A 15,012-nucleotide genomic window follows, 5' to 3' on the forward strand; every position below is an offset into this window, starting at 1 on the left:
GGAAGAGGGGCCGCCCCCGTTCACGCGAACGGGTGACGGCCCCCTACGGGAACCCCGACAGAGCTCAGTACCTCAGATGTGACCGCCGCCCATGCCGCCCGCCTCCGCGTTCTCGCCGCGCTTGGTGAGCGTGGCGACCAGCGCCGCGACGACGGCGACGACACCGGCGACGGTGAAGGCCAGGCCCATGCCGTCGAGGAAGGTGTCGTGGATGACGCCGGTGATCCGCTCCAGGACATCGGGGGTCATCCCCGGCGCCTGGGCCAGCTCCGGCGGGGCCATGCCGAACTCGGCGGCCTGCTCCAGCCGCGGGTCGGCCGGGGTCGGGATGCCGGCGGCGACCCAGTTGGGCTCGAAGGAGTCGGCGACCTTGGAGGACATGACGGCACCGAGCACCGCCGTACCGAGCGCGCCGCCGACCTGCATCGCGGCCTGCTGCAGGCCGCCGGCCACGCCGGAGAGCTCGAGCGGCGCGTTGCCGACGATGACCTCGGTGGCACCGACCATGACCGGGGCGAGCCCGAGACCGAGCAGGGCGAACCAGAGGGACATCACGAAGGTGCCGGTCCCGGAGGAGAGCGTGATCATGCCGAACATCGCGACGGCCGTGCAGACCATGCCGCCGACCAGCGGCACCCGCGGGCCGAACTTGGTGATCAGCGCACCCGCCAGCGGCGAGGAGACGATCATCATCGCGGTCAGCGGCAGCAGGTGCAGACCGCTGTCGACCGGGCTGAGCCCCTTCACGCCCTGGAGGTAGAAGGTCACGAAGAACAGGCCGCCCATGAAGGCGAAGGCCATCAGGACCATCAGCACCACACCGGCCGAGAGCGGCACGGAGCGGAACATGGCCAGCGGGATGAGCGGCTCCTTGACCTTGGTCTCCCACACGGCGAAGACCACGAAGAGCAGCACCGCGCCGAGCAGACAGCCCCAGGTCCTGCCGCTCGACCAGCCCCAGGACTCGCCGGCCTTGATGAGGCTCCAGACGAGGGAGGCCATGGCGCCGGAGAGCAGCACGATGCCGAAGACGTCGAAGGAACGCGGCGCGTTCTCGGCGCGGTGGTCCTTGAGGATGATCAGGCCGAGGACGAGGGCGAGGACGCCCACCGGCACGTTGATGAAGAAGACGGACTGCCAGCTGACGTGCTCGACGAGCAGACCGCCGACGATCGGGCCGCCGGCGGTGGACGCGCCGATGACCATGCCCCAGATGCCGATGGCCATGTTCAGCTTCTCGGCGGGGAAGGTGGCGCGCAGCAGGCCGAGCGCGGCCGGCATCAGCAGAGCGCCGAAGAGGCCCTGGAGGACACGGAAGGCGATCACGGCCCCGATGGAGTCGGAGAGGCCGATCGCTCCGGAGGCGAGGGCGAAGCCGGCGATGCCGATGAGGAAGGTCTGCCGGTGGCCGAAGCGGTCACCGAGCTTGCCGGCGGTGATCAGGGCGACGGCGAGCGCGAGCAGATAGCCGTTGGTGATCCACTGGACCTGGGCGAGGGAGGCTCCGAGGTCGTCCTTGATGGCGGGGTTGGCGATGGCGACGATCGTGCCGTCGAGCGCGACCATCATCACGCCCGCGGCCACGGCGAACAGGGTCAGCCAGGGGTGGCCGCGCAGTCCCTTCGCCGGGACCGGGACGGGTTCCCGGACGCCCCCCTGACCCTGCGGGGCCTTTTCCACTGTGGTCTGACTAGTCATGCGAACGAGGATATTGACAGTCACTGACAATTGACAAAGCCATTCACACGTCGGTAACTGTCACGTAGCTCACAGGTACGCTGAGCTGGACGAAATGCCTGAAAAGAGGACTCCGACGTGACCCTGCCCGGCCTGCGTGAGCGGAAGAAGCAACGCACGCGCGACACCTTGACCCGGGTGGCCCTCGAGTTCTTCACGACCCAGGGGTACGAGCGGACGACCGTCGACGAGATCGTCGACGCCGTCGAGGTCTCGCAGCGCACCTTCTTCCGGTACTTCTCCTCCAAGGAGGAGGTGGCCTTCGCCGTCCAGCAGATGGTGGAGGAGCGTTTCCTCGAGGCCCTGCGGCAGCGGCCGCCGGGCGAAGGCCCCTTCGACGCGATGCGCAACGCCGTGCTCTGCGCCTGGGACACCATCGGGGACGCCATCGTCGAGGTGGTGCCGGTCGAGCTGTATCTGCGCAGTCTCCAGACGATCGAGTCGACACCCGCGCTGCTCGCCGTCCATCTGCGCCGCTCCACCGAGATGGAGGAGACGATCGCCGGGATCATCGCCGGCCGCGAGGGCCTCGACATGGACGTGGACCCACGCCCCAGGATCGCGGTGGCGGCGTTCAGCGGCGTGATGCGGGTGACGGGCCAGCTGTGGGGCCGGGGTACGGACCAGAGCCTGGAGGCCATCCGCTCCCTCACCGAGGAGTATCTCGACCACCTCGGCCCGGCCCTCGCCCCGAGCTGGCGGGCCCGCTCCGGCGAGAGCGGCCACGGAGCCCTGTAGAACCGGCTCCCGCCGAAGCCCCGCACGCCATCGCCGGCGCTCACCAGAACCGTCGCCCCGCAGAACCGGTGCCCCAGAACCAGTGCCCTGTCGAACCGACGCCGTGTGGAACCGGCAACCTGTGGAACCGGTCACGGCCGAAGCTCCGCCTCCGGCCCGTGAACCGGCCCCCCGAGGCCGCGGCCTCGGCCCGTGGAACCGGCTCTGCCAGGTCACGGCGCCGCTGCCCGCCGAACCGGCTCCGCCGGGTCGCGGCGCCGCCTCGCGAAACCTGATCCTCGAAACTTCACCCGCGCCCCGTAGGGTGGCGGCCCGTGACCTCAGTCGACGCCGCCTCCCCCGCGCTGATCGTCGTGCGCACCCTGCTCGCGCTCGCCGTCGTCTTCGTGCTGCTCGCAACCACCGGGTGGACGTCGATCCGGCACCGCGCCGAGCCCGGCGGCCCCTCCCGTGAGACCGCGCTCGCCGCCTGGGCGCGCGACCGGATCGACCACCGTCCGCTGCCGGGTCCGACCACGCCCGCCCAGGGCGTCGCCGCCTTCTTCGCCGGTCTCGGCCAGGCACGTGCCGCCGGTCTGGCCGAACGGCATCCGCTCGTCGTCGGCAATCTCAACGGCGCGCCGGTGGCCCTGCGCTACCGCGCCAACCGGATCACCCTCGGCCGTGCGCTCACGACCGAGCGGAACAGAATCCACGACTCCCGGCTCTCCGCCGAGGGCCGCCACGAGGCGCGGCGCCGGCTCGACCGCTTCGGCTCGCTGCTGCGGCCCGGCCGGCAGATCCTCGCTTTCGATCCCACCGGTACGGGGCGGGCCGCCGAGGTCCTCGGGGATCTGGAGCGGGCCGGACGGGTCTCGGTGATCGTGCCCGGGGTCGACACCAATCTCCTCACCTTCCAGAAGACCCACGGCCGGTACAGGGCACCCGTCGGCATGGCCGAGGCCCTCTACGCCGCCGAGCGGCGGGCCTCCCCCGGCACCAGGGTCGCCGTGATCGCCTGGGCCGACTACACCGCGCCCGTCGGGGTCGGCGTCGACGCCATGACCGGCCGGCTCGCCGAGGGCGGCGCCGAACGGCTCGTGGGACTGACCGAGGCGCTGCCCGGGGACGCGCGCGTGGCGCTGTTCTGCCACAGCTACGGCTCCGTGCTCTGCGGGGTCGCGGCGCCGCGGCTGCCCGCCCGGGTGACGGACCTGGCCGTGGCGGGAAGCCCCGGGATGCGGGTGGAGCGGGCGAGCGACCTCGCCACGCCCGCGCGCGTGTGGGCGATGCGGGACGCCGACGACTGGATCGAGGACGTGCCGCACCTGGAGCTGGCCGGCGTCGGGCACGGGGCCGACCCGGTGGCCCCGGAGTTCGGCGCCCGACTGCTCTCGGCGCGGGGCGCGATCGGCCACAGCGGCTATTTCGAGCCTGGCACGGAGAGCCTCGGCAACTTCGCCGCGATAGGCGTCGGCTCCTACGGGAACCTCGTCTGCGCACGTGCCGACAGCGCTTGCCACGACGGAATATCCGGCGCGGAAGGGCGCTGACGCGCGTAGATCACGTAATTTCGGGACCTTTCGGAGGGGCGACGCACGGGCACGCGCCGCTTACGATGAGGCGTATGGGTGATGTGCTGGCCGGAATTCATGCCACCTGGGAGTTCGAGAGCGACGCCCTCGTCATCCGCTTCGATCGGGGGAACCGTGCGCCAAGACTCTTCAACGTGCTGCGCGAACGACGAGTACCGCACGAGGCGCTGGCGTCGGTGACGCTCACGCCCGGCAAGCGGGGCACCGTCGTGCTGCACGCCGTGCCCAGGCCGGGTGCCGATCCACTGATGGAGGCGGCCGCGGGACAGCTGGCGGAGAACTGCGATCCGTACCGCCTGGTGCTCCCGGCGGACCGGGAGACGCTCGCCGAGTACTACCGGGACGAACTGCGGACGGTCCTGGCCGCACGCACGGCGGGCTCGCCGTACGCGGAGGACCCGACGGACCCCGTGGGCTCCTCGGACGTGACGCCCGCCGACCGCTTCCTGGTGTCACCGCCGCTGGGTCCGCAGTCCTTCAAGGCGTACGACGGGAAGGCGAGCTTCGACGGGCAGTCGGAGGTCTCGTTCCGCTGGTCGTGGACGGGTGCGTCCTCCGAGAAGTGGAAGGCGGGTGACCAGTTCTTCCAGGTACGGGACCTCTGCGGGGTCGAATGGCGCTCGCCGGACGTCCTCGACGGGCATCTGCGTCTGGTGCCCCGGGGCGGCGAACCCCGGGCCTCCCAGGCCGACCGGGACCCCGCCTCCGTCGTCTTCGGCCTCGGCTACGGGCCGGTGCACCTGTCCCTCCCCTTCGCGGCGGCGGTCCTCGCGGCGATCCGGAGCTCGGATCGCGTGCCCGCGCGCGTCGCCACTCCCGGTGCCGTCGCCGAAAGGATTCGGCACCTGGGTGAACTGCACCAGGCGGGACTGGTGACGGACGAGGAGTTCTCGGCGAAGAAGGCGGAGCTCCTCGCGGAGCTGTGACCGCGCGGCAGACACACGCAGCGGACCCGCGGCGCCCACGGCTGACGGCTGACGGCTGACGGCTGACGGCTGACGGCTGACGGCTGACGGCTGACGGCTGACGGCTGACGGCTGACGGCTGACGGAACTCGCACCGCGCGACGCCCGTAGCCTGGGGCGATGTCACCACCCGAGGCCCGGCCCGCCCGCCGACGTCATACTCCGGTATCAGGTCGCAGCCCGGTCCCCGGTATGACGTCGGGGGGCCGGGTCGCTGCCTACTCTGGGCGGGTCATGGCTACCGAACCGCGGCACGAGCCGCCCTCCCCCCGACAGCAGGGTCAGCAGGACCGGCGCGGACAGCTCAGTGGGCTCAGTGGGCTCAGCGCCCGGACGCGCGAGATGTTCCAGGGACTCGGGACCGCGCTCACCACGCCCAGCACCCCGGGGGCGCCCCTGCTCGCCGATGCCTCCTCGCGGTGGGTGCGGCTGCTCCCGTACGTCGTCGCCCTGGCCTTCGTCGCCTCGCTCCTCCCCACCACGGTCCATCTCCTCGCCGGGGACTACGGCGTCAACGGCGCCCTCGCCGGGGCCATCGGCACCGCGCAGACCGCGCCGCTGCTGCTCGCCGTCGTCCGTCCCCTCCAGGCCTGGTGGATCGTCTTCGCCGCCGATGTGCTCGGCGCCCTCGTGATGCTCGCCGCCGACGGCACGCGCGCCCACCTGTGGCCCTGGACCCCGCCGGCCGTGGTCGGCTACTGCGCGCTGATGGTCGCGCTGGGCCTGCGCGAGTCCCGTCGGGCGCTGTTCGGTGTCTGGCTCGCGACGGGCGTCGCCGGATACGCCCTGGAGGCCTTCCGGCCGGCCGGGTACACCAGCGTCCACACCCTGCTGCTCGTCCTGAGCGGGGTGCTGCTGCTCCTCACCTCGGCGGTACGCGCGCGTGGCGACGCCCAGCGGCGCCTGGTGGAGCAGGAGACCATCAGCGAGGCCGAACGGGCCCGCCGCACGCTCCTGGAGGAGCGGGCCAGGATCGCCCGCGAACTCCACGACGTGGTGGCCCACCACATGTCCGTGATCACCGTCCAGGCCGACTCGGCGCCGTACCGCATCCCTGAACTCCCGGACGCGGCCCGCGAGGAGTTCACCTCGATCGCGGCGAGCGCGCGCGAGTCCCTGGCCGAGATGCGACGGCTGCTGTCCGTGCTGCGCAGTGACGGCAGCGAGGGCGAGCGGGCCCCGCAGCCGGGGCTCGACCGGGTCCAGCAGCTCGTCGAGGCGACGGTACGGGCGGGGGTGCCGGCCGAGCTGCGGCTCGCCGCCGACCTCGGGGACGTACCGCAGGCGGTGGACCTGTCCGCGTACCGGATCGTGCAGGAGGCCCTCGCGAACGTCGTCCGGCACGCGCCGGGGGCGTCGACCCGGGTGTCGATCCGGGCGGACGGGGGATGGCTGACGATCCTCGTCGTCAACGGGCCCACCGAGGAGGCGCGTTCCGCGGTCGAGCGGGGCGCGTCCGGTACCGGGCACGGGCTCGTCGGCATGCGGGAGCGCGTACGGTTGACGGGCGGCTCGCTCGACACCGGGCCGCTGCCGGACGGCGGCTTCCGGGTCGCCGCGCGGCTGCCGCTGACACAGGGGCCGGTCCCGGCCGCCGTGGCGGCACACCCGGAACCGACACCGGACCCGACACCGGACCCTCCCCCGAACCCGAACCCGACCGCGACCCCGAGCCCGAGCCCGACCCCGACCGCCAAGGACTCCGAGTGACCATCCGCGTGATCATCGTCGACGACCAGGCCATGGTGCGGGCCGGATTCGCCGCGCTGCTCGCCGCCCAGCCCGACATCGACGTCGTGGGCGAGGCCCCGGACGGGCGGCAGGGCGTCGACGTGGCCCGCTCGACGCACCCGGACGTGGTCCTCATGGACGTACGGATGCCGGAGCTGGACGGGCTCGCCGCCGCGCGGGAGATCCTCCACCCGCCGGCCGGGGTCACCCACCGGCCGAAGGTGCTGATGCTGACCACCTTCGACGTGGACGACTACGTGTACGAGGCGCTGCGCGCCGGCGCGTCCGGCTTCCTCCTGAAGGACGCGCCGCCGGCCGACCTGATCGCGGCGGTACGGGTGGTGGCCGCGGGCGAGGCTCTGCTGGCCCCCTCCGTGACCCGGCGTCTCATCGCCGACTTCGCCGCCTCCCGGCCCGCGCCGCGCAAGGACACCACGGCGCTGCGGCTGAACGGTCTCACCCCGCGCGAGACCGAGGTCCTCGAACTCATCGCCCGGGGCCTGTCGAACCAGGAGATCGCCGACCGCCTGGTCCTCGCCGAGCAGACGGTCAAGACCCACATCGGCCGGGTCCTGGCCAAGCTGGACCTGCGCGACCGGGCGCAGGCGGTGGTCTTCGCGTACGAGTCGGGCCTGGTGACCCCGGGTACGACCTGATCCCCCGGTAGCTGTCCCCCGGGGGAAAACCCCACCCCCGCCCTGGTGTTGCCTGCTCCTCCACCCCCTACCCCGGTATGGGCCCGGAGTTGGCTCCCCGGTGTGACGTGCCGTCACCCGTCGTCTTCCTACCTTCCTCTCGCCAGCGAACGAGCGAGCAGTCGAAGAGGGAGGGCGACCCCATGCGCCGTATGTCGAGGACCCTGATCACCGCGGCCCTGGTGACCGTCGTGATCGGCGGGACGGCCGGGTGGGCGTCCGGTGACAGCCAGGAGGCCGTGACGGGCGCGCCGGTCGGGACGGCGGCGTGGCGGGCCGCGGGGCTGCCGGACCCGGAGCGGATGGACCCGGCCGGGGTGGCGCGGTTCTTCGCCGGGCTGAGCCCCGTACGGCAGCGGGAGCTGGCCCGGACGCACCCGACGGTCGTCGGGAACCTCGACGGGGCGCCGCTGGAGCTGCGCTACGAGGCCAACGCCCGCTCCACGCAGGGGGCGTTCGACGGGGCCCGGGTCCTCGCCCACGACACCCGCGGCCGGGGTCAGGTGGCCCTGGTGTACGGGGATCTCGCGCGGGCCGAGCACATCGCGGTGATCGTGCCCGGCTCCGACATCGACACGGACCACCTGCGGCCGCTCACGGACATGGCGGCCTCCCTGCGCGGGGCGACCGGCGGACGTACGGCGGTCGTCGCCTGGGCCGGATACACGACCCCGGTCGGCGTCGGCCTGGACGCGGCGACCGGTCGGCTCGCCGAGGCCGGGGCGGACCGGCTCACCCGATTCGTGGACGGTCTCGCGGCCGTCGGCACGGCCGAGCCGTCCGTGTTCTGCCACAGCTACGGCTCCGTGGTCTGCGGCCTCGCCGCCCGCGATCTGAAGGCCAAGGACCTGGTGGTCCTCGGCTCCCCGGGGATGCGCGCCGAGAACGTGAACGAGCTCGGCACTTCGGCCCGCGTCTGGGCGGCGAAGGATCCCACCGACTGGATCGACCGGATCCCGAACGTCGAGGTCGGGGGTCTGGGGCACGGCGCCGACCCCACCGACCCGGCCTTCGGAGCCCGCCGGATCCCGGCCGAGGACGCCACCGGCCACGGTGGCTACTTCGCGCCCGGCACCTCCTCCCTCCGCACGTTCGCCGCGATCGCCGGGGGAGACGTCCGATGAGCACGCTGACGGCGACCGTCCGGAAGATCGAGTCCGGCACCCCGGCCCATCGCGACCGGGCGATCGACGGGCTGCGCGCCCTGGCCCTGCTCGCGGTGCCCACCGGGCACTGGCTGCTCGGCGGCTTCACGCTCTCCTCCGACGGGGCGATCCACAACGCCAGCCCGCTGGGTGCCTTCGCCGGTCTCGCGCCGGTCAGCTGGATCCTCCAGATGCTGGGGATCTTCTTCCTGGTCGGCGGCTACGCCTCGGTGCTCTCCCACCGGCGCAGGAAGGGCTCCACGGGCGAGTGGCTGAAGGGCCGCCTCGCGCGGCTCGGCCGCCCGGTCCTCGGGGTCACCGCGGTCTGGGCGGCGCTCCTGCCCGTGCTGCACTTCGGGGTGGGGGTGCCCGTGGACACCCTGCGGACGGCGTCCACGCTGGTGATCCAGCCGCTCTGGTTCGTCGGGGTGTACACGGTGGTCACCGCGCTGACCCCACTGTGCGTACGGGCGGCCCGGCGCCTCGGGGTGTGGGCGGCGGCCCCGCTGCTCGGCTCGGTCGCCGTCGTCGACTTCCTGCGGTACGGGCCGTACGCCGACGCCGTGCCGTCCTGGCTGAGCCTGCTGAACATCCTGCCCGGCTGGCTCTTCGCGTATCAGCTCGGCGTCTCGTGGGGCGAGGGCCGGGTCACCCGGCGGCACGCCTGGGCGCTCCTTCTCGGTGGGGCCGCGCTCTTCGCCGCGCTGCTCCTGGCCTTCGGCTACCCGGCGTCGATGGTCGGCGTCCCCGGTGAGGCCCGCACCAACTCGCACCCGCCGTCGCTGCTGGTCCTGGCCCTCGCCGCCGCGCAGAGCGGTGCGGCGATCCTGCTCAGGGACCGGCTGGGCAGGCTTCTGAAGCGGCCCGCGCTCTGGGCGCCGGTCGTGGTCGTCAACCTCTCGGCGATGACGATCCTGTGCTGGCACCAGACGGCCATGCTCACGGCCGCGATCCCCGCCTCGTACGTCGGGGAGGTTCCGGGCCTGGTGGGTGCGCCGGACTCGGTCGGCTGGATCCTGGCCCGGCTGGCGTGGATGCCGGTCTTCGCCGGACTGCTCGTGCTGATCGGCCGGTTCGCCCGGGGCTTCGAGTCCCCCTGGACGAGGACCGGACCGGCCCGCCGCACCCTGGCGGGGCTGCTCGCGGCGGGCTTCGCGGTCTTCGCCCTGGGACTGGCGTGACCGGGACGGCGGGGCGGACCCCTCGTCCCCGATGGGGGCAGCCGACGGGCGTCAGGTGGGCGTCAGGTGGGCGTCAGGCCCGCATCGGGCCCACGTCGGGCCCGCGTCGGACGAAGAAATCCCGTGCCTCCCGCTGGGGACCGCGCAGCAGACACCCGAGGGCCTCGTAGGCGCCCGTGCCCAGGAAGTAGGGGCCGGTGTGGTGCATGAGGAAGAAGCGTCCGGTCTCGTCGACGAGGACCATCGCCCCGTCGAACACCTCGTACCCGACGGGGAAGAGGCGCCGGCCCAGGTTTCCGGCAAGTTCGGCAACGTCCTCGCCGCTCTCCTCGTAGATCCAGTGCGGGCTGAGGCCGACGGCGTCCGGCGGGGTGCCCGGGACGGCCAACCGCAGTCCGCCGAACTCGCGTACGAAGTCCCGGGCGGCCGGGAACGCCTCGACGGGGTGCCCTTCTTCGGCGAAGCGATCGGTCACGACCCGGAGGAGTTCCGGCAGCCGCGCACCGATGTCGCGCCCCGGGTGCCAGCCCGCCTCGGTCAGAACGGCCTCGACCTGGTCCGATGTCATGCTCGCCATCGCGCTCCCCGCACCCTCGTGAGGCGCTTCAGGCCTCACGCTCCACCGAGGTGAAGCGCATGTCCGGGTAGCGGTCGCCCGCCACCAGGCCCGCGATGGGCTCCAGCTCCGCGAGTTCGGCCGCGGTGAGGGTGACGCGGGTGGCGGCCGCGTTCTCCTCCAGGCGGGAGCGCTTGCGGGTGCCGGGGATCGGGACGACCGTCAGGCCGTGCACGGAGGCCCGCTGCTGCACCCAGGCGAGCGCGATCTGCGCGGGGGTCGCGCCGTGCGCGGCGGCGATCTTGCGGACCGGGTCGAGCAGGGCGGCGTTCCGTTCCGCGTTCTCGCCGGTGAACCGGGGCTGGTACTGGCGGAAGTCGCCGCCCGACAGGTCCTTCGCGGCGTCCGCGAACGCTCCGGTGAGGAAGCCGCGCCCGAGCGGCGAGTAGGGCACGAAGGTGACGCCGAGTTCGGCCGCGGCGCCGACGGCGCTGCGCTCCACGTCCCGGGAGAAGAGCGACCACTCCGACTGGAGCGCGGTGATCGGGTGCACGGCGTGGGCCTCGCGGAGTTCGGGCCCGGTGACCTCGCTCAGGCCCAGGTACCGGACCTTGCCCTCACGGACGAGTTCGGCCATCGCGCCGACGGACTCGGCGAAGGGGATCCCGGGGTCGCGGCGGTGCATGTAGTAGAGGTCGATGGTCTCGATGCCGAGGCGGCGCAGACTGTCCTCCGCGGCCTTCCTGATGTACGCGGGGTCGTTGCGGACGGCCCGGTACGCGGGGTCGTCGGCGCGCCGCTCTATGGCGAACTTGGTGGCGAGGGTGACCTCGTCGCGGTGGGCGGCGAGGAACGGGGCCAGGAACTCCTCGTTGGCGCCGCTGCCGTAGATGTCGGCGGTGTCGATCAGGGTGACGCCGGCCTCCAGGGCCGCGTCGAGGGTGTCGCGGGCGGCGGCCTCGTCGGTCTCGCCGTAGAACTCGCTGATGCCCATGGCGCCGAAGCCCTGGACGCCGACCTCGGGGCCGTCCTGGCCGCCGAGGCGTACGGTGTCGATCCTGCTCACGCTGGTCATGAAGATGTTCCTCCGCTTGCGGTCCCGTAATGGCCGATCTTGATGTCGAGCACGGCGAGCGTGTCCTGGAGCTCGGTGATCCGGGAGAGCACGTCCCGCCTGGTGGTCTCCAGGAGCTCCCGCCGTGCGTCCCGGGTGTGGTCGCCCTCGCGGACCAGCTCGGCGTACCGGACCATGTCGGCGACCGGCATCCCGGTCAGCCGCAGCTTGCCGACGAAGGCCAGCCAGTTCAGGTCCCGGTCGGTGAACCGGCGCTGGCCGGTGTGCGACCGGTCGACGTGCGGCATGAGGCCGATCCGCTCGTACCAGCGCAGGGTGTGCGCCGAGAGGCCGGTCAGGGAGGCGACCTCGCTGATGGTGTAGTGCGTCCGGGTACCGCTCGTGCTCGTGCTCGCCATCACGCTCATGACCCCACGCTAAAACGTTGGAGTGCACTCGAAGCAAGTAGGCTCGGCCCCATGCAGAGCAGCGTGCCGAGCCTGGCGTCGATCGAGAACTGGCCCGTCCCCACCGCGGCCGCCGCCGTGGTCCGTGCGGACGGCACCCTGGCCGGGTCGTACGGCCCCACCGGGCGGCGCTTCCCGCTCGCCTCGGTCACCAAGCCGCTCGCGGCGTACGCCGTCCTCGTCGCGTACGAGGAGGGGGCGATCGACCTCGACGAGCCCGCCGGGCCCGAGGGCTCGACCGTCCGCCATCTCCTCGCCCACACCTCGGGGCTGGCCTTCGACGAGAACCGGGTCATGGCCGCGCCGGGCACGCGCAGGATCTACTCCAACGCCGGTTTCGAGGCGCTCGGCGACCATCTCGCCAAGGTGACCGACATCCCCTTCGCCGACTATCTCCACCAGGCGGTCCTGGAGCCGCTCGGCATGACGTCGACGACGCTGGAGGGCTCGCCCGCCAAGGACGGCGCCTCGACCGTGGACGACCTGGTGCGGTTCGCCGCCGAGGTTCAGGCCCCGCGGCTGCTCGATCCGCGCACGGTCCTGGAGGCGATGACCGTCACGTACCCCGGCCTGACCGGCATCCTGCCCGGTTACGGGCACCAGCGGCCGAACGACTGGGGCCTCGGCTTCGAGATCCGCGACGGCAAGTCCCCGCACTGGACGGGTGCCCTGTCCTCGCCGCGCACCTTCGGGCACTTCGGGCAGTCCGGCACGTTCCTGTGGATCGACCCGGACGCGCGGGCCGCGTGCGTGGCGCTCACCGACCGGCCCTTCGGGGCGTGGGCGGTCGAGGCCTGGCCGCCGTTCACGGACGCGGTGCTCACGGACCTGCGGTCGTCCTGACCGACCGGGCCCTTGCGGCCCGTCCTCCTCGTCGCACCCGTCCTACTCGTCGCAGCGGAGGGCGGGCAGGTTCCCGTCGGGGCCGCTGACCGACACGTCGACCAGGCCGGCCGGCTGCTCCGCGTAGGCGGTCGTGCACACCAGCTGGCGGACGGCCGCCTCCGTCAGTTCCTTGACGGGGAAGGGGGCCCGGAGACGGAACTGCCGGCGCGCCGCGCCGGCCGTGTTGGGGTCCGGCGCGACGTGCGGCGCCCCGGCGGAGATCGGCGGCAGGGCGGTGGTGATGCCCGCGGCGGTCTCGTCGCGCCGGGGGCCCGCCAGGAGCATGGCGAGGATCTTGTCGGTGCCCGGTCGCGAGCCGAACAGCTGGTCGGGGTCGATCTTGTAGTCCGGGCCGAACTCGTCGAGGGGGACGTGCTCGGCTCCCGAGCCTCCCGAGGTCGACGGGGAGGCGGGGAACGGGTCCGGGTTCCTGGGGTCGCGGGCCACCGGCATCGACTTGCCGTCGGGGCCGAGGAAGTAGAGCACGATCCGTTCCTCGGGGATCGGGCCGACGATGACGGTCGCGGCCCCGCCCGCCTCGACGACGTCGGTCTTCTGTATGCCGCAGCCGGGCAGGGCCGTCAGGGCCAACAGGGCTGCGAAGGCGGCGGCCCGGCGGCGGTTCACGGGACGGGCCCGGCGGACCACGGCACCGGGCCGGTCGGGCACCACGGCACCGGGCCGGCGATGGCTCGTCCCGTCGGCCGTCCGGGGGCGGTTCGTCCCGTCGGCCGTCCGGGGGCGGTTCACGGACCCGTCCCCGCCGCCGTTCACAGCGGCATCCGTACCGTGAAGACCGCCCCGCCCCCGGGGTGGTCGGCGGCCGTGACGGTGCCTCCGTGCAACCGCACGTTCTCCTGGGTGATCGCGAGGCCGAGACCACTGCCCGCCGAGCGGGTGCGGGCCTGGTCCGCCTTGTAGAAGCGGTCGAAGACGTGCGGCAGGACGTCCGGGTGAATGCCCGGCCCCCGGTCGGCGACCTCCGTCACGAGCTGATCCCCTTCCGCGTACAGCCGTACCGTCACCGGCGTCCCTCCGTGCCGCAGCGCGTTGCCGACGAGGTTGGCGACGACGACGTCGAAGCGGCGGGGGTCGAGCCGGGCCCTGATCCCCTCCGTGAGGTACGGGACGACCTGTGCCGGGTCGGTCCAGTGCCGGTGCTGGAGAGTCTTGCGTACGCAGTCGGCGGCGTCGACCTCGTCCGTGTGGAGCTCGGCGGCGCGGGCGTCGAAGCGCGAGATCTCCATCAGGTCCTCGACGAGGACGGCGAGCTTGCCGGTCTCGGCGCTGATCAGGCGCACGGCGCGGGCGGTGTCGCTGTCGAGGCCCTCGGCGTCCTCGTCGAGGACCTCGGTCACCGCGAGCATCCCGGCGAGCGGGGTGCGGAGTTCGTGCGAGACGTCGGAGGCGAAGCGGCGGGCGCGGGCCTCGGCGTTGCGGAGTTCCGCGACGGAACGTTCCAGCTCGGCGGCGGACTCGTTGAACGTCCGCGCGAGGTCGGCGAGTTCGTCGCTGCCCTTGGCGTGGATACGGGTGTCGAGCCGGCCGCGCCCCATGCTGTGGGCCGCGTGGCGCAGCTCCCGCACCGGGCGGAGCACTCCCCGCGCGGCGATCAGCGCGGGGATCAGGGCGACGGCGAGCGCGGGGAGGGCGCCGTCGCGGGCGGCCGCGACCATCGCCTCCACGTTCGCCTCCTCCTCGTCGAGGGCCATCACGGCGTAGATGACCAGACCGGTGCGCTGGGGCGGGCCCTCGGCCGACCGGGCCAGGAAGACGGCGGGGACGGCCATGGTGAGGTACGGGACACCGTCCTTGACCACCCGCTGGAAGCTGCCGTGCGGGATGTTCTGGTCGGCGGCGCGGGCCCGCAGCTCCGGGGTGATGACGGAGGAGGAGGGCCGGTCGGTGGAGGAGACGCGGAGGGTGCCGTACTCGGCGTAGACGCGCCAGGGGCGGGGCTTGCCCTGGCGGGCGATCATCAGGAGCGAGGACCGCAGCATGCCCGGGTTGACGGGCAGCGTGGTGTTGAGGTTCTCGACCTGCTCGCGGAAGGCGGAGACGGCGGTGTCCTGGGCCTGCTCCAGGATGGCGTTGCGGGCGGCCCGGTAGGTGAGGGCGGCGGTGGTGCCGCAGCCGACGGCGGCGACGAGCAGGAAGGCGAGGACGAGCCGGGTGCGGAGCCCGAAGGGATGCGGGCGCAGCCGTGGGCTGCGGCCCTTCCGCCGGGAGGTGCGGCCGTGCCCCTTCGCCGTCTCCTGCTCGGCGTCCTCGTCGGGGGCCACGC

The 15,012-nt window shown here is 73.1% G+C and carries 14 protein-coding genes; 8 read left to right on the forward strand and 6 right to left on the reverse strand.

From position 1 onward, the window contains the following. Positions 1-72: 72 nt before the first annotated feature. Positions 73-1,698 (reverse strand): MFS transporter, encoded by a 1,626-nt coding sequence (locus IE311_RS00315; RefSeq protein WP_189829448.1) that lies wholly within the window; start codon positions 1,696-1,698, stop codon positions 73-75. 117 nt (positions 1,699-1,815) lie between these two features. Here IE311_RS00315 and IE311_RS00320 point away from each other — a divergent pair, with 117 nt between their 5' ends. The 7 genes from IE311_RS00320 to IE311_RS00350 all read left to right on the forward strand — a co-directional run bounded on the left by IE311_RS00320 (position 1,816) and on the right by IE311_RS00350 (position 9,766). Next, positions 1,816-2,475, forward strand: coding sequence for a TetR/AcrR family transcriptional regulator (locus IE311_RS00320; RefSeq protein ID WP_189829449.1), 660 nt, complete (start codon positions 1,816-1,818; stop codon positions 2,473-2,475). A 314-nt stretch (positions 2,476-2,789) separates the two neighbouring features. Further along, positions 2,790-4,007, forward strand: a complete 1,218-nt coding sequence (locus IE311_RS00325) for an alpha/beta hydrolase (protein ID WP_189829450.1) — start codon at positions 2,790-2,792, stop codon at positions 4,005-4,007. Between the two features lie 65 nt (positions 4,008-4,072). Continuing rightward, positions 4,073-4,975: a DUF4429 domain-containing protein gene (locus tag IE311_RS00330; RefSeq protein WP_189829451.1), complete on the forward strand. Its 903-nt coding sequence runs from the start codon at positions 4,073-4,075 to the stop codon at positions 4,973-4,975. A gap of 273 nt (positions 4,976-5,248) precedes the next feature. Continuing rightward, entirely contained in the window at positions 5,249-6,724 is a 1,476-nt protein-coding gene (locus tag IE311_RS00335) for a sensor histidine kinase (protein WP_189829452.1), read from the forward strand. Further along, positions 6,721-7,401, forward strand: a complete 681-nt coding sequence (locus IE311_RS00340) for a response regulator (protein WP_189829453.1) — start codon at positions 6,721-6,723, stop codon at positions 7,399-7,401. The genes IE311_RS00335 and IE311_RS00340 overlap by 4 nt, the downstream gene beginning before the upstream one ends. 182 nt (positions 7,402-7,583) lie before the next feature. Then, a complete protein-coding gene (locus IE311_RS00345) occupies positions 7,584-8,564 on the forward strand; it encodes an alpha/beta hydrolase (RefSeq protein WP_189829454.1) in 981 nt (326 codons plus the stop codon). Next, a complete protein-coding gene (locus IE311_RS00350) occupies positions 8,561-9,766 on the forward strand; it encodes an acyltransferase family protein (RefSeq protein ID WP_189829455.1) in 1,206 nt (401 codons plus the stop codon). The genes IE311_RS00345 and IE311_RS00350 overlap by 4 nt, the downstream gene beginning before the upstream one ends. Positions 9,767-9,839: 73 nt before the next feature. On the opposite strand, the gene IE311_RS00355 is transcribed toward IE311_RS00350, so the two are convergent. Genes IE311_RS00355 through IE311_RS00365 form a run of 3 tightly spaced genes read right to left on the reverse strand, consistent with a single transcriptional unit; the run spans position 9,840 to position 11,804 of the window. Further along, complete coding sequence (locus IE311_RS00355; protein ID WP_189829456.1) at positions 9,840-10,334, reverse strand: SUKH-3 domain-containing protein; 495 nt, start codon at positions 10,332-10,334, stop codon at positions 9,840-9,842. Between the two features lie 37 nt (positions 10,335-10,371). Continuing rightward, positions 10,372-11,397, reverse strand: coding sequence for an aldo/keto reductase (locus IE311_RS00360; protein ID WP_189829457.1), 1,026 nt, complete (start codon positions 11,395-11,397; stop codon positions 10,372-10,374). Further along, complete coding sequence (locus IE311_RS00365) at positions 11,394-11,804, reverse strand: MerR family transcriptional regulator (RefSeq protein WP_435811728.1); 411 nt, start codon at positions 11,802-11,804, stop codon at positions 11,394-11,396. The genes IE311_RS00360 and IE311_RS00365 overlap by 4 nt, the downstream gene beginning before the upstream one ends. Positions 11,805-11,855: 51 nt before the next feature. On the opposite strand from IE311_RS00365, the gene IE311_RS00370 reads away from it, so the two are divergent. Continuing rightward, complete coding sequence (locus IE311_RS00370) at positions 11,856-12,686, forward strand: serine hydrolase domain-containing protein (protein ID WP_189829458.1); 831 nt, start codon at positions 11,856-11,858, stop codon at positions 12,684-12,686. A gap of 42 nt (positions 12,687-12,728) precedes the next feature. Here the strand turns inward: IE311_RS00370 and IE311_RS00375 are convergent, their stop codons facing one another. Next, positions 12,729-13,478, reverse strand: a complete 750-nt coding sequence (locus IE311_RS00375) for a hypothetical protein (RefSeq protein ID WP_189829459.1) — start codon at positions 13,476-13,478, stop codon at positions 12,729-12,731. Positions 13,479-13,498: 20 nt separating this feature from the next. After that, on the reverse strand, positions 13,499-15,010 hold the full coding sequence (locus IE311_RS00380) for a sensor histidine kinase (RefSeq protein WP_373313708.1): 1,512 nt from the start codon (positions 15,008-15,010) through the stop codon (positions 13,499-13,501). Positions 15,011-15,012 lie beyond the last annotated feature (2 nt).

The organism is Streptomyces zaomyceticus (genome assembly GCF_014656215.1).
In the GTDB taxonomy this organism is placed as follows: domain Bacteria; phylum Actinomycetota; class Actinomycetes; order Streptomycetales; family Streptomycetaceae; genus Streptomyces; species Streptomyces zaomyceticus.

Bases quoted from the DNA above. Each gene is read 5' to 3' on its own strand.
- IE311_RS00315 (WP_189829448.1), bottom strand. From the start codon at position 1,698: ATGACTAGTCAGACCACAGTGGAAAAGGCCCCGCAGGGTCAGGGGGGC.
- IE311_RS00330 (WP_189829451.1), top strand. From the start codon at position 4,073: ATGAGGCGTATGGGTGATGTGCTGGCCGGAATTCATGCCACCTGGGAG.
- IE311_RS00335 (WP_189829452.1), top strand. From the start codon at position 5,249: ATGGCTACCGAACCGCGGCACGAGCCGCCCTCCCCCCGACAGCAGGGT.
- IE311_RS00345 (WP_189829454.1), top strand. From the start codon at position 7,584: ATGCGCCGTATGTCGAGGACCCTGATCACCGCGGCCCTGGTGACCGTC.
- IE311_RS00350 (WP_189829455.1), top strand. From the start codon at position 8,561: ATGAGCACGCTGACGGCGACCGTCCGGAAGATCGAGTCCGGCACCCCG.
- IE311_RS00355 (WP_189829456.1), bottom strand. From the start codon at position 10,334: ATGACATCGGACCAGGTCGAGGCCGTTCTGACCGAGGCGGGCTGGCAC.
- IE311_RS00360 (WP_189829457.1), bottom strand. From the start codon at position 11,397: ATGACCAGCGTGAGCAGGATCGACACCGTACGCCTCGGCGGCCAGGAC.
- IE311_RS00365 (WP_435811728.1), bottom strand. From the start codon at position 11,804: ATGAGCGTGATGGCGAGCACGAGCACGAGCGGTACCCGGACGCACTAC.
- IE311_RS00370 (WP_189829458.1), top strand. From the start codon at position 11,856: ATGCAGAGCAGCGTGCCGAGCCTGGCGTCGATCGAGAACTGGCCCGTC.